Source organism: Rhodospirillales bacterium (genome assembly GCA_016710335.1).
GTDB lineage: Bacteria > Pseudomonadota > Alphaproteobacteria > Rhodospirillales > Defluviicoccaceae > JADJXQ01.
Window position 1 is genome coordinate 1 of the sequence record JADJXQ010000008.1, and the last position, 23,567, is coordinate 23,567.

The following is a 23,567-nucleotide window of genomic DNA, read 5'->3' on the forward strand; positions in this document are numbered from 1 at the left end:
GCGGCGCGTACATGCCGGACGTCATCGCCCACCAGGGCGCGTCGCTCGCCAAAACCATGTCCCACCAGTGGCTGACGACCGAGGGCGTGTTCGGCATCGCGTTGGGCGTCTCCACCAGCTTCGTGTTCCTGTTCGTGCTGTTCGGGGCGCTGCTGGACAAGGCGGGGGCCGGCAACTATTTCATCCAGGTGGCGTTTTCGATGCTCGGCCATATGCGCGGCGGCCCCGCCAAGGCGGCCGTCGTCTCGTCGGCCATGACGGGCCTGATTTCCGGCTCATCCATCGCCAACGTGGTCACCACCGGAACCTTCACCATCCCGTTGATGAAGCGGGTCGGGTTCAGCGCCGAGAAGGCCGGCGCGGTGGAGGTCGCATCCTCCGTCAACGGCCAGATCACTCCGCCGGTGATGGGTGCGGCGGCATTCCTGATGGTCGAGTATGTCGGGGTGTCGTACACCGAGGTCATCAAGAGCGCCTTTCTGCCGGCGGTGATCTCCTACATCGCGCTCGTCTACATCGTGCATATCGAGTCGTTGAAGGCGGGCCTGCAGGGGCTCGAAAAGCCGGTGGCGCCGAAGCCATGGCTGATCCGCATCATGAACATGCTGCTCGGCTTCATCATCGTCGCCGGCATGGCCGCCGCCGTCTACTACGGCCTCGGATGGATGAAGGTCGCGTTCGGGGACGCCGCAACCTGGATCATCACCATTCTGTTGCTGGCGGCCTATCTCGGGCTGCTGTGGTTCGGAACGCGCTATCCCGAGTTGCAGATGAGCGACCCCAACGCGCCCATCGTCAAGCTGCCGGAAACCGGGCCGACGGTGAAATCCGGTCTCCACTTTCTGCTGCCGGTGGCGGTCCTGGTATGGGCGCTGATGGTGGAGCGGCTGTCGCCCGGCCTCTCGGCGTTCTGGGCGACGCTCCTCATGCTGTTTATCCTGATCACCCAGCGGCCGATCATCGCCCTGATGCGCCATCGGCCGGTGCCGGGAGCGGTCAAACAGGGCTGGCACGAGTTGCTGGACGGCCTCGTCGCCGGCGCCCGCAACATGATCGGTATCGGCATCGCCACGGCGACCGCCGGCATCATCGTCGGCACCGTGACGCTGACCGGCATCGGCGCGGTCATGACCGACCTTGTCGAGGTGGTGTCGGGCGGCAACATCATGCTGATGCTGATGTTCACGGCGCTCGTCAGCCTGATCCTCGGCATGGGGCTGCCGACCACCGCCAACTACATCGTGGTGTCGGCGCTCATGGCGCCGGTCATCGTCAATCTCGGCGCCCAGACGGGCCTCCTGGTGCCGCTGATCGCCGTGCACATGTTCGTGTTCTATTTCGGCATCATGGCCGACGTGACGCCGCCCGTGGGGCTTGCGGCCTTCGCGGCGGCGGCCGTGTCCGGCGGCGATCCGATCAAGACCGGCTTCGTGGCATTTTTCTACAGTCTTCGCACCGCGCTGCTGCCGTTTCTGTTCATCTTCAATACCGACCTGTTGCTGATCAACGTCGATTTCCTGCACGGCATTCTGATCTTTGTCGTTGCCACCATCGCGATGCTGTTGTTCGCGGCTGCCACCCAGAACTTCTTTCTGGTCCGCAGCCGCATCTACGAGAGCGTCCTGCTGCTGCTCGTGGCGTTCGCCCTGTTCAGGCCCGGATTCTTCATGGACATGATCTATCCGCCCTACGAGGAAGTGCCTCCCCAGGACTTCGCCGAAGCCCTGATGGCGAGGCCTGTGGGAAGCGAGCTTCGGGTCCGCGTCGCCGGCTTCGACCTCATCGGCGAGCCGCGCGAGTTCGTGACGCTCGTCCCGGTGCCGGAGGGAGGAACCGGCGAGGAGCGGCTGGCCGCGCTCGGGGTGGAACTCATCGAGGACGACGGCAAGGTGATGATCGACGCCGTCGAGTTTGGAAGCCCGGCCGAAGAGGCGAAGCTCGATTTCGATCAGGAGATCCTTGAGGTGCGGGCGCCGGCTTACCAGCCGCCCAAGGAGCTGATCTTCATTCCCGCGCTGGTGGTGCTGGCCGTCGTCTACCTGATGCAGCGGGCCCGGCGCCGCCCGGACGAGGCTGCCTGAGGCGCAAAGAGAGCCCGAGGTGCGAGAGAAGAGGATCGTGTCCGATGTTCAGGGAGATTCTGCTGCCCATCGCTTTGGAGCCTGAAGTGGCCGGGACCTCGGCCCTCGCGGCGGCGCTTGCCGTCGCCCGGGCGTTCGGGTGACACGACCCGGCAACCGGCCAGCAACTGGAGAGCTACACGCAATGTTCAAGAGCATCCTGTTACCCGTCGATCTGAACGAAGAGAGTTCGTGGCGCCGCGCCCTGCCGGCAGCGTTGGAGCAAAGCCGCGCGCAAGGTGCGTCTCTGCACATCGTGACGGTGGTGCCGACCTTCGGCCTCGCCATGGTCAGCCAGTTCTTCCCGGAGAGCTACGAGGAGAGGATCCTGGAACACACCGACAAGGAGTTGCACGCCTTCGTCCGCGCCCATGTTCCGACGGACATGGAGGCGCAGACTATCGTCACCAGCGGCAACGTCTACGAGGAGATCCTGAGGGTCGCCACCGAGATGAGCTGCGACCTCATCGTCATGGCGTCGCATCGCCCGAAGCTCCGCGACTACCTGCTCGGCCCGAACGCCGCCCGTGTCGTCCGTCACGCCACCTGCTCGGTGCTGGTCGTCCGCGGCGACTGACGCACGCGCGCGACCTCGCGGCGGTCCGGCCGCAGCTCGAACAGGGTCCAGAGGACGATCGTGAACAGCGCCACGGCCCCGGCCTGGTGGGCTGCGGCGAGCGGCACCGGCACGAACAGGAGCAACGTGGCGACGCCGAGGGTGACCTGTCCGAGAGCCGCGACGGCAAGCAGCACAGCCGCCGCGCGCGCCCGTCCGGCGATCGGCGACCGTAACGCCGCCGTCGACAGCGCCAGAACCCCGACCAGGGTGGTGATCGCCAGTATGCGATGCACGAACTGGATCGTCGTGATGTCCTCGAACGGGCTGAGGTACGGCGCATCCCCGGCGAACAGACCGTCAGGAATCCACTGGCCATCCATGGTCGGGAAGGTGTTGTAGGCGAAGCCGGCGTCGGTGCCGGCAACGAAGCCGCCGGACAGGGCGGTGACGAACACCAGCCCCGTCATGACCGCCGCGAGCCGCGCCAATCCCGCCGAGCGAACGTTTTCCGGCCGCGGCTCGCGCGCGAGCAGCCCGAGCGCCACCCAGATCAACGCTGCGTAGATGACCAGCGCCAATGCAAAGTGCGCGACCAGCCGGTACTGGCTGACGTCCGGCCGGTCGACCAGCCCGCTCTTGACCATGAACCAGCCCAGGACGCCCTGCAGGCCGCCGAGGACGAACAGCAGGACCAGCTTCGGTATCATCCGCCGCTCGATCCAGCCGAGCGCCAGGAACACCAGGAACGGCACGGCGAACGCCACCCCGATCGCCCGCCCCCACAGGCGGTGAATGAATTCGAGCCAGAAGATGCCCTTGAACTCGCCCAAGGTCATGCCGGCGTTGACTTCGCGGTACTCGGGGAACTGCCGGTACTCGGCGAATACCCGCTGCCATTCCGCCTCGCCGAGCGGCGGCAGCCAGCCGGTCAAAGGCCGCCACTCGACCATCGAGAGGCCCGAGTGGGTCAAGCGCGTTAAGCCGCCGAGGACGACCATGGCGAACACCATCGCGGCGACGGCGAACAGCCAGAACGCGATGATCCTCATTTGGTGTTGTCGTTGCTGTACGGTAATCACAATCTACTCCTTTCGCCGTCCGGCACTATCGCCGCTGCGGCGGCGGTTGCCAAGGGACCGCGCGCTTCTTGCATGCCTGAAGCGCTTGGCCTAGAGCATGTGAGACACGTTCGCAGTCAAGGAGTCCGATGATGTTCCTTTCGGCAAACGGCTACCGGGAGTCGCTCCGGCGCTATCGCCCGCGGGTGTTCGTCAACGGGCAGCAGGTAGACTCCGTTGCCGACGAGCCGCAACTGGCGCCGGGCGTCAGCGCCATCGGCGTCACCTATGACTTTGCGCTGCGCCCCGAGTTGCGCCGCCTGATGGTGGCCAAAGACCCGGTCACGGGCCGTGAAACCAACCGCATGCTGCACATCAACGGGGAGACGGGCGATCTTCTCTACAAGCTGGAGGCGGTGCGCGTCTTGTGCCGGGAAAGCGGCTGCGCCCAGCGCTACCTCGTCCACGACGCCCTCAACGCCATCTTTCAATCCACCCACCGCATCGACGCCGAGCACGGCGCCGAGTACCATGGACGGCTCCGCGCCTATCTCGACCGCGTCCAGGCCGAGGATCTGACCTGCGCCGTCGCCATGACCGACGGCAAGGGCGACCGCGCGCTCCGTCCCCACGCTCAGACGAACCGCGACTCCTATGTCCACATCCGCGAGCGCCGGACCGACGGCATCGTCATCCGCGGCACCAAGGCGATCGTCACCGGCGCCCCCTACGTCCACGAATTCCTCGTGATGCCGTGCCGATCCATGACGGCCGAGGACCAGGACTTCGCGGTCTGCTGCGCCGTGCCGGTCGACGCCGACGGCATCACCATCATCTCGCGGCCGGCCGGACGCCCCGGCGTCGCAGCGGCCAAGTTCAGCGCCCGCTACGGCCAGTCGGTGGCCGTCGTCCATTTCGATGACGTGCTGGTGCCGTGGGAGCGGGTGTTCTTGGCCGGCGAATGGGACCACGCGCAGTTCCTGACGACCACCTACGCCAACCACCACCGGCACAGTTGCATCGCGGCGCGAGCCGGCTTCGGCGACCTGCTCATCGGCGCCGGCGTGCACATGGCGGACATCAACGGGGTCGGACCCCAGTCCGTGCACCACATCCGCGACGCCATCGTCGACCTCATCAAGATCGTCGAAGGCTTCTTCGCCTGCGGAGTGGCGGCCTCTGTCTACGGCGTCGCCGACCCGGCTGGAAACGTCATGCCCGAGCCGGTGTTCGCCAACGTGGGCAAGCTGTTGTTGTCCACGCAGATCTACGACATGCAACGGCTTGCGCACACCGTGTCGGGCGGCCTTGTGGTCGCCCTGCCGACCCCGGACGAGGACCACAACCCGGCGGCCGCCGGCGACCTGATGGCGACCCTTGCCGGTCGCGGCGATGTGCCGCAGGCGCACCGTGCCGAGGTTGCGCGGCTGATGGAGGATCTGACCGCCTCCGACACCGCCGGCTGGTACTCCGTCATCAGCCTACATGGCGGCGGCTCGCCGGAAGCCATGAAGCGCGAGATCTACCGCAACTACCCGGTTCAGGAGCGGGTGGCGCTGATCGACGCGCTGGTGGAGCGCGGTGTCACCGGCGACGGCAGCGGCGAGGCGAGCCGCGACAGGCAACCGGGCCGCTGCTGCCCGGTCGGCTGCGCCGAGCCGGAGCACCATCGCTCCCCGCCATCGCCGCGGCACAAACCGCTTGCGGCAGAGTAGGCGCCCGCCGCCGGTCGTCACTGCGAGCGGTTGCGGGGCAAGCGCGCCGCAATACCACCGCTGCACTGGCAGGCCTCAAGGAGGACAGGGTCCATGGACGGCTTCATCAAGGAATTCCGCGAGTTCGCGGTTCGCGGCAACGTCATCGACATGGCCGTCGGCATCATCATCGGCGCCGCCTTCGGCAAGATCGTCGGCACGCTGGTCGAGGATGTCATCATGCCGCCGATCGGCTGGATCGTCGGCGACGTTGATTTCAGCAGCCTGTTCCTGAATTTGACCGGCGAATCCTATGCGTCGCTGGCCGCCGCCAAGGAGGCCGGCGCCCCGGTCATCGGCTACGGCACGTTCCTCAACGCCTGCCTGCACTTCCTGATCGTCGCCTTCGCCGTGTTTCTGCTGATCCGCTGGATCAACCGGCTGAAGGAGTTGGCCAGCACCGATCCGGCGGCGGAAGCGGCCGCCCAGCCGACGCCGCCGCGCCAGGAAGTCTTGCTGGAAGAAATCCGCGACCTCCTGAAAAAATCCGCCTGATCGGACCGCAGGGCGCCCGATCGCACCCTTGTGGGGGTCGCGCACAACACGATGCGGTTGTAGAGTGGCGTGGAGTTGTACGTCGCAGGAGAGTGACACGGCATGACGACGATCAGGAGAGCGGCGGTCCACACGATGGTGGTTGCGGTCGTTGCAATCATCGCTGCGGTGGCCGGCCTCCCATCGCCGGGCGCGGCTCAGCCACCGTATCACACCCAAAGCGGCAAAGGCTTCGGAACCATCGCCGTTGGCCGGCCCGCCGGCGTGATGAGCGTGCCGGGGCGCCATCGTCCCAGCGACGACGCGAAATCGCCAAGAGCATCGGCGCCCGGTCTCGGCCGCACCACCACCGGCAGCGTCCCCGTCCACACCCATGCAAGCAGGTGCGATGCGCGTTGGCAGCCGTGGATGGCGTCACGGGCGCCCGGCTGGATCACCGCCATCGTCGAGGACATGGCGCCGCGCTACGGGCTCGATCCCAATCTCGTCCTGTCGGTGATGGCAGTGGAATCCCGCTTTCAAGTGGAGGCCCGCTCCCACAAGAACGCCCAGGGCCTGATGCAGCTAATCCCCGATACCGCCGCCCGCTTCGGCATCGAGAAGCCGTTCGATGCGCGCCAGAACATCCGCGGCGGCATGGCCTACCTGCAGTGGCTGCTCGACTATTTCGAGGGCGACATCCCATTGGCGCTGGCCGGCTACAACGCCGGCGAGAACGCCGTGGACCGCCATGGCGGCATTCCGCCCTACGCCGAAACCCGGGCGTACGTGGAGAACGTGCAGGCGATCTACCGCTGCAACAGCGTATCAGACAACCCATGGCTGCTGGTCGTCAAGAACGCAAACCCGCGCTAGTGCACTGAATCAATTCGTTGCGTTCAGCGACCGTGCATTCGTTGAATGCACCGCTGCGCAAGTGACTCGGCGGGGGCACCATGCCGTCGCCAACGGTCTGCAACTTCAGAGAACGCCCTCGGTGTCGTCGAAGGGCCCGCTGGCTGTCATCAGGATCTCGCACACGGCGGCGACGTTCGGGCTCATGGGCTTCATCTTCTCGGCGCCGACCTCGTCGCCCCGTTGAACCCAGTTCAGCGCCTCCACCAGTTCCGCCTCATTGGCGCCGGTGCGGGCGATCTCGGCGATGGCGTGGTCGTCGAGGCGAGACCGCCCGACCAGCTTCAAGATGGTTTCGCGGTGCAGCATGGCTGGTCAGCTCCCACCCGGTCCGTCCTCATACGCAGCCCTGGCATCACCTTATCCCATCTGCCTTTCCACGCAACCCCGCTCTATAGTCATTCCGAGTGCTGAAGACTCGTCGCGGCGGGCCAAAGATCCGCTTCGCGCCAGACCGGAGATCGGTTGTCTGCAGCATCGGTTTCGACATACCCTGTCGCCAGAAACCCTGGGGGAGAGACGCAATGGCCGGCCCATTCCAGCAGCTTGCATGCTGCCACATGCTGTGGACGCGCCAGTGGCTGATGACGCTCGTGGCGGTGACGGACGCCTACCTCGCCGTCCTCGACCCGCGTCCGGATCTCGCCAGCCGCGCCCGCGAGTTGAAAGCGCCCTTCGCCTGGTGGTGGTGACTGTGGTCGTGCAGAGAGGCGCGGCAAAGCGGCGCCGCGTCGCTCGCCGTTGCCGGCAGCGGGGCAACCTGCTAGGGTCCGCCGCATGGTCATGAAGACACCATGACGCCATCGTTGCGATTTATCGAGACACGGCGCGAAACATGAAGATCAGCGGCAATGCCGTTCGCCCCGGCATGGTGATCGAGCACCAGGGCCGGTTGTGGCGCGCGGTCAAGATCCAGCACACCCAGCCCGGCAAAGGGGGAGCCTATCTGCAGGTGGAGTTGCGCGACGTGCGCGACGGCACCAAGCTCAACGAGCGCTTCCGCTCGGCGGAGACGGTGGAAAGAGTACGCCTTGAACAGCGGGACTTCCAATACCTGTTCACCGACGGAGACACCTACACCTTCATGGACATCACCACCTACGACCAGGTGGCGCTCGGCGCCGACGTCGTCGGCGAGGACCAGATCCCGTTTCTCCAGGAAGGCATGGCGGTGACCATCGAGTTCCATGAAGAGACGCCGATTGGCTTCCAGTTGCCGGACACGGTGACCCTCGCCATCGTCGAAGCGGACGCGGTGGTCAAGGGGCAGACGGCTGCGTCGTCCTACAAGCCGGCGGTCCTGGAGAACGGCATTCGCGTCATGGTTCCGCCGCACGTGGAGGCCGGCACCCGCATCGTCGTCAACACCAGCGATCGCACCTACGTCGAGCGCGCCAAAGACTGATCACTTTGCGGCTCGCTCCCGAACCCGGAGCGCCGCTGCGATTCCCTCCAGCCTCTAGCCCGAACGGAACCCATGGCGAACCGCTCGCCCCTTCTCAACGTCATGGTCGCCGCCGCGCAAAAGGCGGCGCGCCGCTTGATCCGCGACTTCGGCGAGCTGGAGCATCTGCAGGTGTCCCGCAAGGGACCGGCCGACTTCGTCAGCAAGGCCGACCGCCGCGCCGAGCAGATCATCCACGAGGAACTCGCCAAGGCCCGCCCCACCTTCGGCTTTCTGATGGAGGAAAGCGGCGCCCAAGTGGGCACCGACACCTCCAATCGCTGGGTCGTCGACCCCCTCGACGGCACCACCAATTTCCTGCACGGCATCCCGCACTTCGCCATCTCCATTGCGCTCGAACGGGACGGCGAGCCGTTCGCCGGGGTCGTCTATTCCCCTGTGCCGGACGAGATGTTTTTCGCAGAGAAGGGCGCCGGCGCGTTCCTCAACGGGCGGCGGCTGCGCGTCTCGGCGCGGGCGCGGATGAACGAGGCGATCTTCGCTACCGGCATCCCGTTTTACGGCCTGCCGGACCACGAGCTGTTTCTCGCGCAGGTCCGTGCGGTGATGGCGGTGTCCGCCGGCGTGCGCCGATTCGGTTCGGCTGCCCTCGATCTCGCATACGTCGCCGCCGGCCGCTACGACGGGTATTGGGAAAACGGCTTGCACCCTTGGGACGTGGCGGCCGGCATCGTGCTGGTGCGGGAAGCCGGCGGCTTCGTCGCCGACCTCACAGGCGGCCGCAAGATGCTGTCGGAAAGGGGAATTCTTGCGACCAACAGCGCCTTGCACGAAGAACTCGGCCATCTCGTTCGGGGCGCCGCAGCGTCTGGCCCGTAGATCATGCCGCCGCCCGGATCCGGTGGAAGCCGGTTGTGCATGCCGGGTCGCGATACTATCGTGGCGAAACTTGGATTCTCGCATAAGATATACAAGCAGAGGTTAAACAAACGCAGGTCGCGCACGCATGGTCGCCCCCCTTCGGCTGCTGATGCTGACGGTGGTCGCGGGCTTGGCTAGTCCCTGGCCGGCAATAGCGTCGGCGACAGTGAGCGGCGCCGCATCCGCCGCCGCAGACTCGTCCGTTCGCTTGGCCTCCCGCCTCGACGAGCCGGTCCGCAATCCCCGGCGTGCTGCCGCGCCCGATCAGGACCGCGGCGCAGAAACTCGCCGATCCGGCGCCGGGGTTGGCGTGCGGCAAGCGGCGGTCGTTCGCAAGCCAGACGTGACCGGTGCGACAGCCGCCGCGCCGGGCGCATCCCCGTCCCGGGACGTCGGCGCCTCGACACCAAAGCCTGATAGCGCGCAGGGACGGTCTGCAGCGAAGGACAGGGGCGCCGCACAGCCGGCATTGGAGAGCGGCGCATCCGTCACGGCGCCGCCGGACGATCGGCAAGCCGCTCCCGCGCCCGAGCAGCGGACTCCCGAGGCGGTCACCCTCGTCGCCATCGCGTTTCCGGCGGACGGCGCCATGCTGGACGATCAGGCGCGAGCCGGACTGGATCGCGCCGTCGGCGACGCGGCGGCGGACCCCGGGCTCCGCTTCCAGTTGCTGGCCTATGCCCGCGCCGGCGGGGCATCCGCAAGCAAGGCGCGCCGCCTGTCCCTCTCCCGCGCCCTGGCGGTCCGCAGCTATCTCATGGAAAGCGGCATCGCCGGCAACCGCATCGACGTCCGCGCCCTCGGCGCCAGCGACAGCGCTGGCGATGCGCCGCGGGACCGGGTCGACGTGAGGATCGTGGAGCGTTGATGCCGGTCCGCGAACCCCCGGTAGTGCAGGCGAAGCCGATGAACCGGCCGCGCCGGTATCTGTATCGCATGATCCTGTTCGTCGGCGTGGTCGTGATCACGGTGCTGGTGCTGTACCGGCCGCTGCAGGCGGCGTTCGTCACCAACGCGCCGATCAACGGCCTGATCGTCGGCGTGCTGCTGCTGGGCGTCATCTACAATTTTCGCCAAGTCCTGATGCTCTGGCCGGAGGTGTCGTGGATCGAGCATTTCCGAACCGAACCGGGCTCCCGCGGCCAGCACGCGCCGCCGCGGCTGCTGGCGCCGATGGCGACCATGTTGGGCGAGCGGCGGGGCCGTCTCAGCCTGTCGGCGCCGGCCATGCGCTCGCTGCTCGACGGCATTGCATCGCGGCTGGACGAATCCCGCGATCTGTCCCGCTACACCATTGGACTGTTGATTTTTCTCGGCCTGCTCGGCACCTTCTGGGGCCTGTTGGAAACGATCAGCTCGGTCGGCGACGTCATCGGCGGCTTGTCGTTCGAGAGCCGTGACGCATCGACGGTGTTCTCCGAACTGAAGCGCGGCCTCGAGGCGCCGCTCAACGGCATGGGCACCGCCTTCTCGTCATCGCTGTTCGGCCTCGGCGGCTCGCTGATCCTGGGGTTCCTCGATCTGCAGGCCGGCCAGGCGCAGAACCGCTTCTTCAATGACCTGGAGGAATGGCTGTCGGGGATCACGCGGCTCGCCAGCGGGGCGCTCAGCGGCGACGGCGATCAGTCGATCCCGGTCTATGTGCAAGCGCTTCTTGAGCAGACCGCTGAAAGCCTCGACGCGCTCCAGCACACCATCGCCCGCGGCGAGGACAGCCGAAGCGCGACCAACGCCCACCTGCTGCGCCTCGCCGAGCAGATCTCGACGCTGACCGACCAGATGCGCACCGAGCAGTCGCTGATGCTCCGGCTGGCGGAGGGCCAGTCGGATTTGAAGCCGGCGCTGATCCGGCTCGCCGAAATGCGCGCCGCAGAGGCCTCGCCGGCGCTCGACGAAGCCACGCGCGCCCACATCCGCAACCTCGAGCTCTACGTGGCGCGCCTGGTCGAGGACGTCTCGACGGGGCGCGACGAGATCCTGCACCAGGTGCGCGGCGACATCAGGCTGCTGGCGCGCACCATCGCGGCAGTGGCCGAAGACGCCGAGCAGCGGTAGCGCCGCTTTCCGATGGCCACCCTCGCCCGCCGCACCCCCTATTCCATCAACACCTGGCCCGGCTTCGTCGACGCCCTGGCGGCGCTGCTGATCGTCGTCATTTTCCTGCTGATGGTGTTCGTGCTCGCCCAGTTCTTCCTTAACGAGGCGCTGACCGGTCGCGACGAGGCGCTGATGCGCCTGGAGACAAGGGTTTCCGAGCTTAATGACCTGCTCGGCCTCGAACGCAACGCCAACGAGGACATGCGCGCCAACGTTGCGCAGCTTTCGGACGACCTGCAAGCCTCCCTCGCCGTCCGCGACGACCTTCGCTCTGCCATACGGGCTCTGACCGATCGCGCCACCGCCGCGGAGAGCCGGGTGGAGGATCTCGCCACGGATCTCAGCCGGGCACAGCGCACTGTCGCGGCGGACAAGCGGGCGATCGACGAGCAGACGCGCCGACTCAACCAGCTGCTGAGCCAAGTCGCCGCCCTCCAGGCGCTGAAGGAGGAGCTGGAACGGGAGGCCCTTGCGCTCGGCCGCAAAGCCGAAGACACCGAAGCGAGGTTGATCGAGGAGCGCGAGCTTTCGAACAGCGCCCGCGCCCAGGTCGCCCTTCTCAACAAGCAGCTGACCGCCCTCCGGGAGCAGCTCGGGCAACTGAGCGCTGCGCTCGACGCGTCCGAGCTGAAAGCGGTGCAACAGGAGGAGCAGATCGCGACGCTCGGCCAGCGCCTCAACGCGGCACTCGCCGAACGGGTCCAGGAGCTGGCCAGCTACCGCTCCGAGTTCTTCGGCCGGTTGCGGCAGGTTCTGGGCGATCAGGAAGGGATCCGGGTGGTCGGTGACCGCTTCGTGTTCCAATCGGAAGTGCTGTTTGAAAGCGGCTCGTCCGAGCTGGACGAAGAAGGCCGGCAGCAACTGTCCCAAGTCGCCGACAGCATCCGGGAGCTCCAGGACCGCATCCCCGACGACCTGCCATGGGTGCTGCAGGTCAATGGCCATACCGACAGCCTGCCGATCCAGACACCGGCGTTTGCCTCCAACTGGGAGTTGTCGGCGGCGCGGGCGCTCTCCGTCGTCAACCTGTTGATCGAGCGTGGAATTCCGCCCAACAGGCTGGCGGCCGCCGGCTTCGGTGAGTTCCAGCCGCTGGTCGAGGGATCCTCGCCCGAGGACCTGCGCCGCAACCGCCGCATCGAGCTCAAGCTCACCCGGCCCTGAGTCCTTCGCGGGCTTCCCTAAAGAGTCGTCATTGCAGGCTTCTTCGTAGAAGATGCGCGGCAATCCGGCACTCTGCCCTCCTGCGCCGTCTGGACCACCCCGTCGGCACCGCCGCCTAGCAATGACAATTTCATGCTCACGCTGTTTCTGATCGTCTTCATCGACCTCGTCGGCTTTGGCATCGTCATTCCGCTGCTGCCGTTCTACGGCGAGCACTTTGCGGCCACGCCGGCTGAGGTGGGGCTGCTGATGGCGACGTATTCCGCAGCCCAGTTCCTGGCGGCGCCGCTGTGGGGTCGCCTCAGCGACCGGGTGGGGCGGAGGCCGGTCCTGGCGGTCAGCCTCGCCGGCATCGCCGCCGCCTACATGTGGCTCGCTTACGCCACGCAGCTATGGGAGTTGTTTGCCGCGCGCGCCGTCGCCGGCGCCATGGCCGGCAACATTGCGGTCGCCTTCGCCTACGCCGCCGATATCACAACCCCCGCCAACAGAGCCAAAGGCATGGGCCTGATCGGCGCCGCCTTCGGCCTCGGGTTCATCTTCGGGCCGGCCATCGGTGGCGTGCTCGCCGGGCCCGACCCGTTGCAGGCGGACTACCGCTCTCCGGCGCTGGCCGCCGCGGTCCTGTCGGCGATCGCATTCGTCATGACCGTTGCCACGTTGCCTGAGTCCGTGTCACCGGAGGTACGCGAACGGCTCCGCGCCATGCCGCGGCAAAGCCGCTGGCGGCAATTGCGACGGTCGTTGACCCAGCCCGCGGTGCTGCTGCTGATCCTGCTGTCGTTCCTGGCGCATTTCGTCTTTGCCGGCATGGAGACCACCTTCGCCATGTGGTCTCGCCGCCAGTTCGGATGGGGACCGGAGCAGAACGGCTACGTGTTCGCCTTCATCGGCGTAGTTTCCGCGGCAATTCAGGGGGGGCTGATCGGTCGCCTGGCGCGCCGCTTCGGCGAGCCGCGGCTGATCGTGTTCGGTGCGTGCGCCCTGACCGTAGGCATTCTGTTGATCCCATTGTCGCACGGTCTGCCGTTGCTGTTGACGGCGATGTTCGTCGTTGCGGTCGGATTCAGCCTGATGTCTCCCGCTCTCAACAGCCTGACGTCGCTGCAGGTGCACCCGGACGCGCACGGCGGCACCCTGGGTGTCAGCCGTTCCGCAACCACCCTCGCCAGGGTCCTCGGCCCCGTGTGGGCCGGCGCGCTGTTCTTCTATTTCGGCAAGGCGTGGCCGTTCCTCGGCGGCGGCGCCGTCATGGTGCTGGTCGTAGCCCTCGCGCTCCGCATCGGCGCCCGCGTCACCTCGCCCGCATCAGGCGGCGACCAAGGCTAATTCAGGGACACCGGGGCCCCGGTCTCGTCCGATAGTTCCATGGCCAGAATTTGCGGGAGCGTTCCGGCGCCGCTGGTCGCCACCCAGCCGTCGGTCTCGTGGTGGTCGAAATGCAGGGCGCCGCTTTTCGGCGACGACATCCAGATCTGGCGGCTGGCGGCATGCTTGTTGATGACGTAGTGACCGCCCGATTCCAGATCGATGGTGAGGATCCCGCCGTTGAACTCCACGTCTAGGAGGTCGCCGACGGCTTCGTCGATGGCGTCGGCGAGGCGGGCCAGGGTCTGCTCGGCGCGCGTCTCGAATTCTGCTTCGGTGGTGAACATCGGCTCCTGCTCCTGCGCAACCTCTGCCGGGCGTCGGCATTGCGCCCGCCGCCCCCGCCAGATATATACAGGCTCTCCAGACGGCCCTCCTACAGAGATTAGGCGATGAAGAAAGACATTCACCCCGACTATCACGAGATCACCGTCGAGATGACGGACGGCTCGTCATTCACGACCCGGTCGACCTATGGCAAGAAGGGCGAAACCCTGAAGCTCGGCATCGATCCCAAGACTCACCCGGCCTGGACCGGCGTGCACCGCCTCATGGACAGCGGCGGTCAGGTCGCCAAGTTCCACAAGCGTTTCAAGAACCTGGGCATCGGCGGGTGACCGTCCGAGGCGCTGGGAAGATCGTCGACCTGTTCATGAAACTGCTGCCGGCGGCGGCATTGCTGCCGGCACTGTTCGTGCTCGACGGCGGGCTGCGCTGGATCGGGTTGCTGGGCCTGATCCCTCTGGCTTTCGCATTCGTCAAAGGCTGCCCCGTTTGCGCTGTGCGCCATGGTGGTGCTAGCCAGATCCCTCCCGGCTGGACGCCATTCGCGGGCCACTGACTCCTATCTTCGATAAAGAAGAATCCTCGTGCCGAGCCCGTCGAAGCATGAGCCCGACAACGGCGCGCCCGCACTTGGACCGCGCTCAGGGTGAGCTGCCGGTCTCAGCAACGCCGATGCCTCGCGCAGTTCACACCGGCTCCGGCCTGTAGTAGCGCTGGTACACGGCGCGGATGGGGTCCGGGATCGCGACCGGCGATTCGCTTTGGCGCTCTACATAGACGTGCACGAAATGGCCGACTGCGGCCGGGTCGGAGTCGTTGCGGGCAAACAAGGCCAGCCCGTAGGTGACGCTGGTTGTGCCCAGCCGAGCGACGTTCAATCCTGCCTCTACCACCTCTGGAAACGTGAGCGGCTGCCGGAACTGGCAGCGCACGTCGACGGCATAGGGAATGAGCGGATCCCGACGCCAGTCCAGCTGGGCTTCCTCGATCAGCATGGCGACGACCGCTGCCTCGAAGTAGCGAAAGTACAACACGTTGTTGACGTGGCCGAGCTGGTCGTTGTCGCTCCACCGGGTCGAAATCGTCGTCCAGTAGAAGTAATCGGCGCGTGACAAGCTGTATTCGAGCGGCATGATCAGTCCGAAGGTGGTGGAAGCGACGGCCGGCACTTTGGACGCTTTGCCTCCCTCGGTCAACGGCGATGGCTTAGCGTCGGACCGCCGTCCTCCCTCCAATGGAGCCGCATTGCCCGCGCTAGTGCTCTTGATTCTCGTGCACACCGTGACCCGTTCAAGTGGGTCTGTGCACTACCACAAAAAAAGCCGCCCCGGAGGGCGGCTTAGTTTGGATAGGGAGGAGGTCAAATCGAACCGGGGAGGGATGGCGATCCCTGAGGACGCCGGTCCGGTTCGATATGGACGCTCGCGGGACAAGGATGTGTATACCCCCTTTGGGTTACGTACACAACAAAAGAATTGCCGCGATCGAAGATTTTTTTTGAGCGCCCGGTGCCGCCGTCCCCGTCGTCGGGCCAAGCGCCGCGCCCAGCGGATACGCTGATCCATCGACGGCATGGCGCTCTGGTGCAGAAACCGACCCGGATGAATCAGTCGAATGGGTCATTGCATGCACGAGAATAAACAGCTACGTGCAGCAATGGTGCATTCTTGGAAGGCGCCGCTGCCCTAGCGCTTGAACAGCTGCTGAGCGCCGGATCGGGCGGCTTGTTTGTGTTGGATGGCGGCGCGAGCTCGAACGATTTCGGCTTCCAACGCCGCGATGTACTCGTGCAAGGCGGCGATGGACATTTCGTCCAGGTTCACTGGCGCCGGCTGCTTCCGAACCGGTTGCAGATCGTCGGGATCCACGGCCTCACCTCCGCTCTGCTCGCCTTCGCGCACCTCTGTGCGCCTCCGCAGATTGGAAGGAAGGGCCGGCAGTCCGTCCGGCCCTGCGCCTTCGATCGTGCGGCAACTCGGCTCTATCTCTCCTGCGTCGATGGACGCCAGCGATAGTGCGCTCCAGCGAGCTGGTGGCCGGGACGGCGAAACACGCTGCCCCAGGACTGCGCAGTGCGCTTCAACCAGTCCGTGATATAGGCGCTCCGGATGGCGCGCGCCCGCCTCACGTGGATTTCGACTTCAGACCAGGAAATCTCGGAAAGCCGGCGTTCGCCGGTCCGGTTATCGCTGGTGACGTGAGCCTGCAGGTGGTTATTCTGGAATCCGCTCATGGTTGCATTTCTCCAAAGATCGATCGGTGTCCCACAACCTTGCGACGGATCCTCCCGTTCTTATGCGCTTCCCAGCGTTCCAATTCGTCGCCCGTTGCGCACTCTCCATATACGCTCGTTGCCGCTGCCGCACAAGTTGCGTGTGCAGTGCACAATACCCTCTTTACTGTCATATTTCTGCCACACGAAAACGGCAAACTATTGAAATCATTGCCAGCCTTGTCAGATGTGGAGTACGGTCAGGTTCGAAGCAAGGGCACTTATGCGCTGCGTGCGCGACAGGACTGCGTGCAAGTACTGGCTGCTAGTGCACGGACATACTGCTTATGCGCGTGTCAGGGCGGCGTTTCAAGAACTCCGGGCGGCGAATCCGACGGGTCCGTGAGGGGCCCAAGTCCCCGCTGAAGACCCTCGCCGCCCGGCGTCGGAGTCACCGTGGGCAGTGATTCGATCCGGATGCGGACGTCGGCATCGTCGATGGGACCGCTAACCGTGAAATCGATTCGCTGCGGCGGATCGATGCGCCCGAGGTCAGCGACGACATCGACGGCGAGCTGGCGCCAAACCTCGGGCGCCATGGTGACCCCGCCCGCCATATCGATCATCCATGCCGGCAGATCCACCACGCCGCGCCCTTCTCCGCGGGCCCAGCCGAGGACGATGGATAGATCGTCAGACCGAACAATCCCGTCCTCCACCCGCGCCGTCGCACTGACGTCGGCGCCTGATGCCGGCGCCGCCGCCGGCCGCAACAGGGCGCCCGCCTGGTCGAGCGCCTTCAGGATCCGAAACAATGGCGCGGTGCCGGCGGCCGCCGCATCCGTCACCACCACATCGGTCAGCGTCAGGCGTCCCGAGCCCTGCAGACGGGACACCAGTTCGGCAGTGCTCTGTCCCGAAGCCGCCAGCCGGAGATCGACGTCTCCCCGTCCGGCGGATACCGCCCGCGCAGCAGAATCTTCAGCCGATGCCGCGGAGACTCGCCGTAGATCCGCCCCGGAAAGCTCCGCGGTCATGTCCACCGCCGCAGGCACGCCCGCTGCTGAAACATGACCCGATGCGGTGAAGGCTCCGTCCCACAACCGCCCCGCAATATCTGCAATGGTCAGGCGTCCGTCGGCGAGAGTCGCCTGCAGGCGGGCGGCCTCCAGGGCCGTGGCGCCGTACGCAATCGCTTCGGCATCAAGCATCAGACGGCCGTCGATCGCCGTGAGCACGCCGAAATCGAACGGTATCCGCGACCAGTTCGGTTGAGTGGCACCCCTGGTACCGGACGCTGGCGGGTCCTCGCGCCGTCGCTCCGCCGACGAGGCCGGCATCGGTTTCCTCAACGACGCCTGATCGTCGGTTGCGGAGAGGAACCGGTCGATCACGATGCGCCCGGCGGCAAGCTCGGCGTCGATGCGAGGGCGCGGCGCGGCGAAATTGACGTTAGCCGATCCGGTCATGCGGACGCCGGCCACCGTCCCTTCGATGGCGGCGGCGGACACGCCCTTGCGGTCGGCGGTGACGGAGCCGCTGACGTTGGTCGGGCCCCACGCCCGGGCTGGAGGGGCGCCGCCAAGCGCAGCGATCATGCGCGTGAGGTCGTCGTGGCGGAGCGTCGCCCGGCCGACGAATCTCGGTTCGCCGTCGAATGCCGCGACATCGCCGGTCGCTTGCAGGAAGGCTCCGGCCACCGTCAGGCTCAGGTCGAGAGCCGCTTGGTCTGCCGTTCCCGAAAGCCGGCCGGAACCGGCAACGGGTCCGACGGCGCGCGCCACTTTCGGAACCTCCATGGCCAAAACCGGCAGCAATCGGGCCGGATCGGTTGCGCTGAACTCGAAATTGAGGCCATCGAACCGCGGGCGCTCGGCCGGCGTGCTGACCACGCCGGAGATCCAGCCCGAGGCTCCTGCCACGTCGCCGACGCTGAGCCGCCGCAGCAGCAACCGGTCGCTCCCCAAGGCCCCGTCGAACACTACCGTCTCCATCCGGGCTCCGCGATAGCCGAGGGCGCCGACGCGAAGCCGCAGATCGAGGGCCGGGTTTGCCGGAACTTCCGCTTCCGTTTCGCCCGCGCCGTCGGGCGAGGCGGCGCCTGCCCGTCCGCCGGTTGCCACCGTGCCGCCTTGGGCGGTCGCGGTCGACCATAGCGACGACGGCAGCAGCCCGTCCAAAGTGAGGCGATCCATGCTCAAGTCCGCGACGAGCGGCGGGGAGTCTTCCGGGCTCCAGATCACGCGGCCGGCCACGGTCGAGCCGTCGAGCTGCGCCGTCAGGTCGTCGGCCGCGATGTGCTGCGGCGATGCCGAGAGTGCCGTCTTCAACGTCACGGACCGCAGGTGCTGGCGCGGCAAATCGTCCCGATCCAGGCCGAGCCAGCGCAGGACGCCGCGCAGATCATCCGACCGGGCCGCGGCGCGCCCCTCGAAACGGGGCGCGGTAGGCGCGCCGCGGACCGTCGCCGTCGGCTCCCAGCGCACGGATCCCTCAAGAGCAACCTCCGCGGCGCCGGGAATCAGCGCCGACATCTGTCGAACGAACAGAGTGCCGTCTGCAAAATCGCCGCCGGCTTCCATCTGGCGGATGATGCCGTCGCGGTAGGTGAGGGCGTCGACCTTGAGGTCGATCGACGCCGTCAAGCCGTCGAGCAGGCGCGCGGCCGCCGAGCGTGTCCTCTCCGCACGTGGCTGCGGCTGCGCGGGGCGCGGTTGCCCGGGCGCCGGCATCGCCAGCCACGCATCGAGATCGAGACGGGTCGCGCGCAGGTCGAGTTGCATGTGTGGCGGCGTGCCGAACGCGACAGCGGCGGTTCCCGACGCGCGGCTGTCACCGATCGTCAGCGACAGTGCCCGGACCTCCGCGCCCACTGCCGCAGCCTCCAGCGTGCCGGAGAACGTGGCCGCCTGCGCGAGGAAAGCGGGGGCGTGCATGTCGAACCGCTCGGCGAGAAAGGCGGCGAGGTCGGCGCTGCTCCCCTCGATGTGTCCCTGCAGACGCGGCGCAGCGTCGCCGAGGCCCAACAGGGTTCCGCGTACCTGACCGCCGGTTCCGGTCGAATCGGCGACGGCCAAGCGCAGCGGCACCGGATCAGATCCGCTGACGTCGCCGAGCGCAAGTTCGAACGCCAGTGCCGCGTCTCCGTAGCGCAGCCGGCCCTTGCCCTCGAATGGACCGCTGAGCGAACGTGCCGCGAGGTTCGCCGTCAGCCCGCCGATCCGCTCGACTGTCCCTTCCGCCTCGTTGCGGATGATGACCGTGCCGTTCTCGATTTCGATGCTGTCGAGCCGAACCAGCGACCCGTCCCACGGCGCCGCCGCCGCGCCATTCCCGCTGCCGGAAACCGGAAGGGCGAGGGAAGATTCTGAAGACTGTCGGGTGCGGACCCCGTCCCAGTTGAGGCGGCCGTCGGCGAGGACCTCGATGAGAACGACCGGGTCGATCAGCCGCACCTCGGCGAAGCGGATCCTTCCGCCGAACAAGGCGCCAGGCTCGATCCTGATGTCGGCGCGGGCGAGGCGAAGCATGTAGGGGTCGGGGCGGCCGGCGGCGTTAGCGAGCCGCAGGTCCTCCACGGTGACGGCTGGGCCCGGTAGCAGCCGCAAGTCGAGGTCGCCGCCGATGACGATGTCGCGGCCGGTAACGCGCTGCACCTCCCGCGCGACCGCGTCCTTGTATTGTGTCCAATCGACGAAGCTGGGGGCGGCGAGAGCCAGCGCGACAAGCATGATGAGCGCGCCGAACAGGCCGATGAAGATCCGTTTCACGCTTCGTCCCTGGTCCATCGCCTCCGGTTGATCGCCCCCGCGGGAGCCTACAACCTCCGATACCCGAGATCAAACAGCGCAAGTGGGCCCTGCCGTCAACCCCATGGGAAACGGCGCCGGCCCAAATGCGTGAAACGGTGGCGAGGTTGCCTTCCCCGCCTCTGGCCGCACCTTCCCCTACCCCTTCCGCTCCGCGTCTTGCTCGGTGAAGCCCTTGATGAGGTCGATGGGGAACGGGAAGACGATGGTGTTGGTGCGGTCGGTGCTGATGGTGGTGAGCGTCGTCAGGTAGCGGAGCTGCATGGCCTGAGGAGCGCCGGCGAGGATTTGCGCCGCCTCCAAAAACTTCTGCGCCGCCTGCATCTCGCCCTCGGCGTCGATGACCTTGGCGCGGCGGTTGCGCTCCGCCTCGGCTTGCTTGGCGATGGCGCGGATCATCGATTCGTCGATGTCGACGTGCTTGAGCTCGACGTTGGCAACCTTCACTCCCCAGGCATCGGTCTGCTCGTCGAGGATCCGCTGCAGGTCGCGGTTGAGCTTTTCGCGCTCGGCGAGCATCTCGTCGAGATCGTGCTGGCCAAGCACGGAGCGGAGCGTGGTCTGGGCGAGTTGGCTGGTGGCGGCGTGGAAATCCTCGACCTGGACGATGGACTTCTCCGCGTCGATCACCCGAAAGTATAGGACGGCGTTGACCTTGACCGACACGTTATCGCGGGAAATGACGTCCTGCTGCGGGACGTCGAACACCCGCGTCCTCAGGTCGACGCGCACCGCTTGCTGGATCACCGGGATCACCAGGATCAGCCCCGGCCCTTTGACCTTCCAGAACCGGCCGAGCATGAAAACAACGGCGCGTTCGTACTCACGCATCACCCGAATGGCGGATGCGATGATCAGCAGCACCAGGATGGCCGGGACGATCAGCCAGATCTCGTTCAGGAACGGCATGTCGGCATCTCCCTCTCCGTCTATCACATCCCACCGGTTGGAACGGGCGTAGAACTCTCCGTGGGGGCGACGTGCAACGTCAAACCGTCCATTGCCGCGACGCGAACCACGGCGCCGGGCTCCATCGGCCGATCACTGAGGGCGCGCCAGATCTCCCCATGAATGCGGACATGCCCCTCCTCGTCCGACCAGTCGAGCACCGTGCCGATTCCGCCGATCATCTGCTCGGCCCCCGCCACCACCGGTCTCCCTCGCGCCCGCATCAGCGCCATCAACAGCGCAAGAAGCGTCACCGCCGCGACGAACGCCGTGACGCCGATGAGCTCCCAGGCGATGGCGAATCCCGGCACGTCGGTGTCCATCAGCATCACCGAGCCGATTACGAACGCGGCAATGCCGCCGAGGCCAAGCACACCAAAACTGGGAGTCACCGTCTCTGCGACGATCAGGCCGATCCCCAGCAGCAGCAGCGCCAGCCCGGCGTAGCTCACCGGCAGCACGTGGAAGGCGTAGAAGGCGAGCAGCAGGCAGATGGCGCCGATCACCCCCGGCCCGACCAGGCCGGGACTGTAGAACTCGAACAGCAGGCCGTAGATGCCGACCAGCATCAGGATGTAGGCGACGTTGGGGTTGGTGAGAACGGCGAGCACGCGGGTGCGCCAGTCGGCCTCGAGGCGCTCGATGGCGATGCCCGAGGTCTGCAGCCGGCGGTTTTGACCCTGCACCACCACCTCGCGACCGTCTAAGGCGGCGAGCAGCGCATCCATGTCCGCGGCCACCAGGTCGATGACGTTGGTCTCCAGTGCATCGTCGGCCGCGAGGCTGGCGGCTTCGCGCACCGCCTTCTCTGCCCACTCCACGTTGCGTCCGCGCAGTTGCGCGAGGGAGCGGATGTAGCCGATGGCGTCGTTGACGGCCTTGTCGGAGAGGCCGGGGGGGCGCGCCGGGTCGCTGCCATCGGTCCCGTTCTTCCCGCCATCGTCGCCTTGCTTGCCGTCGGCCGGCCTGCCATCCCCCTGCTTGTCGTCAGTTGGTGCCGGCGACGGCGTGCCGGGGGCCCCGATCTGCACCGGCGTCGCGGCGCCCAAATTGGTGCCGGGCGCCATCGCCGCCACGTGGCTTGCGTAGCTGATGTAGGTGCCGGCGCTGGCGGCGCGCGCACCGCTGGGCGCGACGTAGCTCACCACCGGCACCGACGATGACAGGATCGCGCGGATGATGTCGCGCATCGATGTGTCGAGGCCGCCGGGGGTGTCCATGCGCAGCACCACGACCTCGGCGTCGCGCTCCGCCGCTGCGTCGAGGCCGCGAACGACGTAGTCGCTGGTCGCCGGCCCGATCGGTCCCTCGATGTCGAGCACCAGCGCCACACGACCGGAGGCATCGCTTGCGGGCTCGGCCCACACCACCCCCCATGCGGCGGAGATCACGCCGACCAACAGCACTGCGATCGAGGCAACACGTCCCACAGGCGCACCGGTGCGTCAACTCGGCCGCGACATCGGCCGTCACTGATGATTGCGCACTCTCGTCAGGATTTCCAGCCGCCTGCGCGGCTGATGATTTCGATCACCTGCCCGGCGTGCACGCTCCGCCGTCGCATTTCGTTCCCGTCACCTGCCCGTGCGCATCGCCCGCCGTTCCGCGGCCAGCACGCCGCGGAGGCCGGAGCGGTAGTTTGGCCACGCGAGGCGGACGCCGAGGTCCTGCTTGATGCGGTGGTTGGAGACAAGCCGGTCGTCCTGCCAGAAGCTCTGCGCCATCGCAGACATGTCGCGGACGGCCTCGTCCCAGGTGAGGAGGGGCGGCGCATCGACGCCGAGAAGATCACAAGCGTAGGAGATGACATCGGCCGGCCGGGCCGGCTCGTCGTCGCAAACATTATAGATCGCAGCAGGATCGGGCCGCGCCATCGAGGCCGCCAGTACGGTCGCCACGTCGTCCACGTGGATGCGCGAGAACAGGTTCGGCCGATCGATGCGGCGGGCCCGGCCGCTCCGCACCTGATCGAAAGCGCTGCGGCCGGGCCCGTAGATCCCGGCCAGCCGGAACACGTGCACCGGCAGCCTGTGGGTCCGCGCCAGTTCGAGCCAGCGCCGCTCCGCCTCGACGCGGCGTCGGCTCCTTGCTGACGATGGCCGCAGCGGCGCCATCTCGTCAACCACCCGCCCGCCAGTGTCCCCGTAGACGCCGGTGGTGGAGAGATAGCCAATCCAGCGCACGTCGCCGAGGCGGGCGAGCGCGTCGCCATGCAGGTCGAGCACGACGTCGCCGGCCTCGTCGGGGGGAACCGACACCAGGATCGCCGTCGCGCCCGCGAGCGACGCTTCAGGATCGGCAAGCGGCCGGTTCCGCGAGAACGGCAGGATGCCGCAGCCGCCGGCCGGCGTCTCCAATCTGCTGCCGACCTCGCGCGCGGTGCCGGTGATCCGCCAGCCCTCCCGCTGCAAGCGCTGCGCCAGCGCGGTCGCGCAATAGCCGAGGCCGAAGCAGAACAATTCCGGCGCTGTCATTGAT

Annotated in this window: 24 protein-coding genes; 14 read left to right on the forward strand and 10 right to left on the reverse strand. The window is 66.9% G+C overall.

The window, feature by feature from the left end:
• Together IPM60_12580 and IPM60_12585 are read left to right on the forward strand one after the other, a co-directional pair.
• Positions 1 to 2,081, forward strand: a 2,081-nt coding sequence (locus IPM60_12580; protein ID MBK8908698.1) for a TRAP transporter permease, incomplete at its 5' end; no start/stop codon positions are given.
• A 184-nt stretch (positions 2,082 to 2,265) separates the two neighbouring features.
• Positions 2,266 to 2,697: a universal stress protein gene (locus IPM60_12585; GenBank protein ID MBK8908699.1), complete on the forward strand. Its 432-nt coding sequence runs from the start codon at positions 2,266 to 2,268 to the stop codon at positions 2,695 to 2,697.
• On the opposite strand, the gene IPM60_12590 is transcribed toward IPM60_12585, so the two are convergent.
• A complete protein-coding gene (locus IPM60_12590) occupies positions 2,658 to 3,728 on the reverse strand; it encodes a COX15/CtaA family protein (GenBank protein ID MBK8908700.1) in 1,071 nt (356 codons plus the stop codon). The two genes, IPM60_12585 and IPM60_12590, sit on opposite strands and share 40 nt — an antisense overlap.
• A gap of 161 nt (positions 3,729 to 3,889) precedes the next feature.
• On the opposite strand from IPM60_12590, the gene IPM60_12595 reads away from it, so the two are divergent.
• The 3 genes from IPM60_12595 to IPM60_12605 all read left to right on the forward strand — a co-directional run bounded on the left by IPM60_12595 (position 3,890) and on the right by IPM60_12605 (position 6,841).
• Complete coding sequence (locus IPM60_12595) at positions 3,890 to 5,452, forward strand: 4-hydroxyphenylacetate 3-hydroxylase (protein ID MBK8908701.1); 1,563 nt, start codon at positions 3,890 to 3,892, stop codon at positions 5,450 to 5,452.
• 93 nt (positions 5,453 to 5,545) lie between these two features.
• A complete protein-coding gene (mscL, locus tag IPM60_12600) occupies positions 5,546 to 5,986 on the forward strand; it encodes a large conductance mechanosensitive channel protein MscL (protein MBK8908702.1) in 441 nt (146 codons plus the stop codon).
• A gap of 102 nt (positions 5,987 to 6,088) precedes the next feature.
• Positions 6,089 to 6,841: a lytic transglycosylase domain-containing protein gene (locus tag IPM60_12605; protein MBK8908703.1), complete on the forward strand. Its 753-nt coding sequence runs from the start codon at positions 6,089 to 6,091 to the stop codon at positions 6,839 to 6,841.
• A gap of 105 nt (positions 6,842 to 6,946) precedes the next feature.
• On the opposite strand, the gene IPM60_12610 is transcribed toward IPM60_12605, so the two are convergent.
• Positions 6,947 to 7,189: a hypothetical protein gene (locus IPM60_12610; GenBank protein ID MBK8908704.1), complete on the reverse strand. Its 243-nt coding sequence runs from the start codon at positions 7,187 to 7,189 to the stop codon at positions 6,947 to 6,949.
• A gap of 215 nt (positions 7,190 to 7,404) precedes the next feature.
• Between IPM60_12610 and IPM60_12615 the strand changes: the two genes are divergently transcribed.
• The 7 genes from IPM60_12615 to IPM60_12645 all read left to right on the forward strand — a co-directional run bounded on the left by IPM60_12615 (position 7,405) and on the right by IPM60_12645 (position 13,796).
• The gene (locus IPM60_12615) at positions 7,405 to 7,572 is read left to right on the forward strand and encodes a hypothetical protein (protein ID MBK8908705.1); all 168 of its coding nucleotides are present in this window, start codon (positions 7,405 to 7,407) and stop codon (positions 7,570 to 7,572) included.
• 143 nt (positions 7,573 to 7,715) lie between these two features.
• A complete protein-coding gene (gene efp, locus IPM60_12620) occupies positions 7,716 to 8,285 on the forward strand; it encodes an elongation factor P (protein ID MBK8908706.1) in 570 nt (189 codons plus the stop codon).
• Positions 8,286 to 8,357: 72 nt separating this feature from the next.
• Positions 8,358 to 9,164, forward strand: a complete 807-nt coding sequence (locus IPM60_12625; GenBank protein MBK8908707.1) for an inositol monophosphatase — start codon at positions 8,358 to 8,360, stop codon at positions 9,162 to 9,164.
• Positions 9,165 to 9,291: 127 nt separating this feature from the next.
• A complete protein-coding gene (locus IPM60_12630; protein ID MBK8908708.1) occupies positions 9,292 to 10,074 on the forward strand; it encodes an OmpA family protein in 783 nt (260 codons plus the stop codon).
• 38 nt (positions 10,075 to 10,112) lie between these two features.
• A complete protein-coding gene (locus IPM60_12635; protein ID MBK8908709.1) occupies positions 10,113 to 11,261 on the forward strand; it encodes a flagellar motor protein MotA in 1,149 nt (382 codons plus the stop codon).
• 12 nt (positions 11,262 to 11,273) lie between these two features.
• On the forward strand, positions 11,274 to 12,467 hold the full coding sequence (locus IPM60_12640) for a peptidoglycan -binding protein (GenBank protein ID MBK8908710.1): 1,194 nt from the start codon (positions 11,274 to 11,276) through the stop codon (positions 12,465 to 12,467).
• Between the two features lie 132 nt (positions 12,468 to 12,599).
• Positions 12,600 to 13,796, forward strand: a complete 1,197-nt coding sequence (locus tag IPM60_12645; GenBank protein MBK8908711.1) for an MFS transporter — start codon at positions 12,600 to 12,602, stop codon at positions 13,794 to 13,796.
• Here IPM60_12645 and cyaY read toward each other — a convergent pair.
• On the reverse strand, positions 13,793 to 14,122 hold the full coding sequence (gene cyaY / locus IPM60_12650; GenBank protein MBK8908712.1) for an iron donor protein CyaY: 330 nt from the start codon (positions 14,120 to 14,122) through the stop codon (positions 13,793 to 13,795). The two genes, IPM60_12645 and cyaY, sit on opposite strands and share 4 nt — an antisense overlap.
• 105 nt (positions 14,123 to 14,227) lie before the next feature.
• Here cyaY and rpmE point away from each other — a divergent pair, with 105 nt between their 5' ends.
• Both rpmE and IPM60_12660 read left to right on the forward strand, forming a co-directional pair.
• Positions 14,228 to 14,452: a 50S ribosomal protein L31 gene (gene rpmE / locus IPM60_12655; protein MBK8908713.1), complete on the forward strand. Its 225-nt coding sequence runs from the start codon at positions 14,228 to 14,230 to the stop codon at positions 14,450 to 14,452.
• Positions 14,449 to 14,676 carry a hypothetical protein gene (locus IPM60_12660; GenBank protein ID MBK8908714.1) on the forward strand — a complete coding sequence of 76 codons (228 nt, stop codon included), beginning with the start codon at positions 14,449 to 14,451 and terminating at the stop codon, positions 14,674 to 14,676. Before rpmE ends, IPM60_12660 begins: the two co-directional genes overlap by 4 nt.
• A gap of 130 nt (positions 14,677 to 14,806) precedes the next feature.
• Here the strand turns inward: IPM60_12660 and IPM60_12665 are convergent, their stop codons facing one another.
• The 7 genes from IPM60_12665 to IPM60_12695 form a co-directional block, all read right to left on the reverse strand.
• A complete protein-coding gene (locus IPM60_12665; protein ID MBK8908715.1) occupies positions 14,807 to 15,253 on the reverse strand; it encodes an acyl-CoA thioesterase in 447 nt (148 codons plus the stop codon).
• Positions 15,254 to 15,805: 552 nt separating this feature from the next.
• A complete protein-coding gene (locus tag IPM60_12670; protein ID MBK8908716.1) occupies positions 15,806 to 15,988 on the reverse strand; it encodes a DUF1192 domain-containing protein in 183 nt (60 codons plus the stop codon).
• 113 nt (positions 15,989 to 16,101) lie between these two features.
• Positions 16,102 to 16,353 carry a hypothetical protein gene (locus IPM60_12675; GenBank protein ID MBK8908717.1) on the reverse strand — a complete coding sequence of 84 codons (252 nt, stop codon included), beginning with the start codon at positions 16,351 to 16,353 and terminating at the stop codon, positions 16,102 to 16,104.
• A gap of 335 nt (positions 16,354 to 16,688) precedes the next feature.
• Positions 16,689 to 20,102: an AsmA family protein gene (locus IPM60_12680; GenBank protein MBK8908718.1), complete on the reverse strand. Its 3,414-nt coding sequence runs from the start codon at positions 20,100 to 20,102 to the stop codon at positions 16,689 to 16,691.
• A gap of 177 nt (positions 20,103 to 20,279) precedes the next feature.
• Positions 20,280 to 21,050, reverse strand: a complete 771-nt coding sequence (locus IPM60_12685; GenBank protein ID MBK8908719.1) for a slipin family protein — start codon at positions 21,048 to 21,050, stop codon at positions 20,280 to 20,282.
• A gap of 23 nt (positions 21,051 to 21,073) precedes the next feature.
• On the reverse strand, positions 21,074 to 22,519 hold the full coding sequence (locus IPM60_12690) for a nodulation protein NfeD (GenBank protein MBK8908720.1): 1,446 nt from the start codon (positions 22,517 to 22,519) through the stop codon (positions 21,074 to 21,076).
• A 144-nt stretch (positions 22,520 to 22,663) separates the two neighbouring features.
• On the reverse strand, positions 22,664 to 23,563 hold the full coding sequence (locus IPM60_12695; protein MBK8908721.1) for an SDR family oxidoreductase: 900 nt from the start codon (positions 23,561 to 23,563) through the stop codon (positions 22,664 to 22,666).
• Between the last annotated feature and the right edge of the window lie 4 nt (positions 23,564 to 23,567).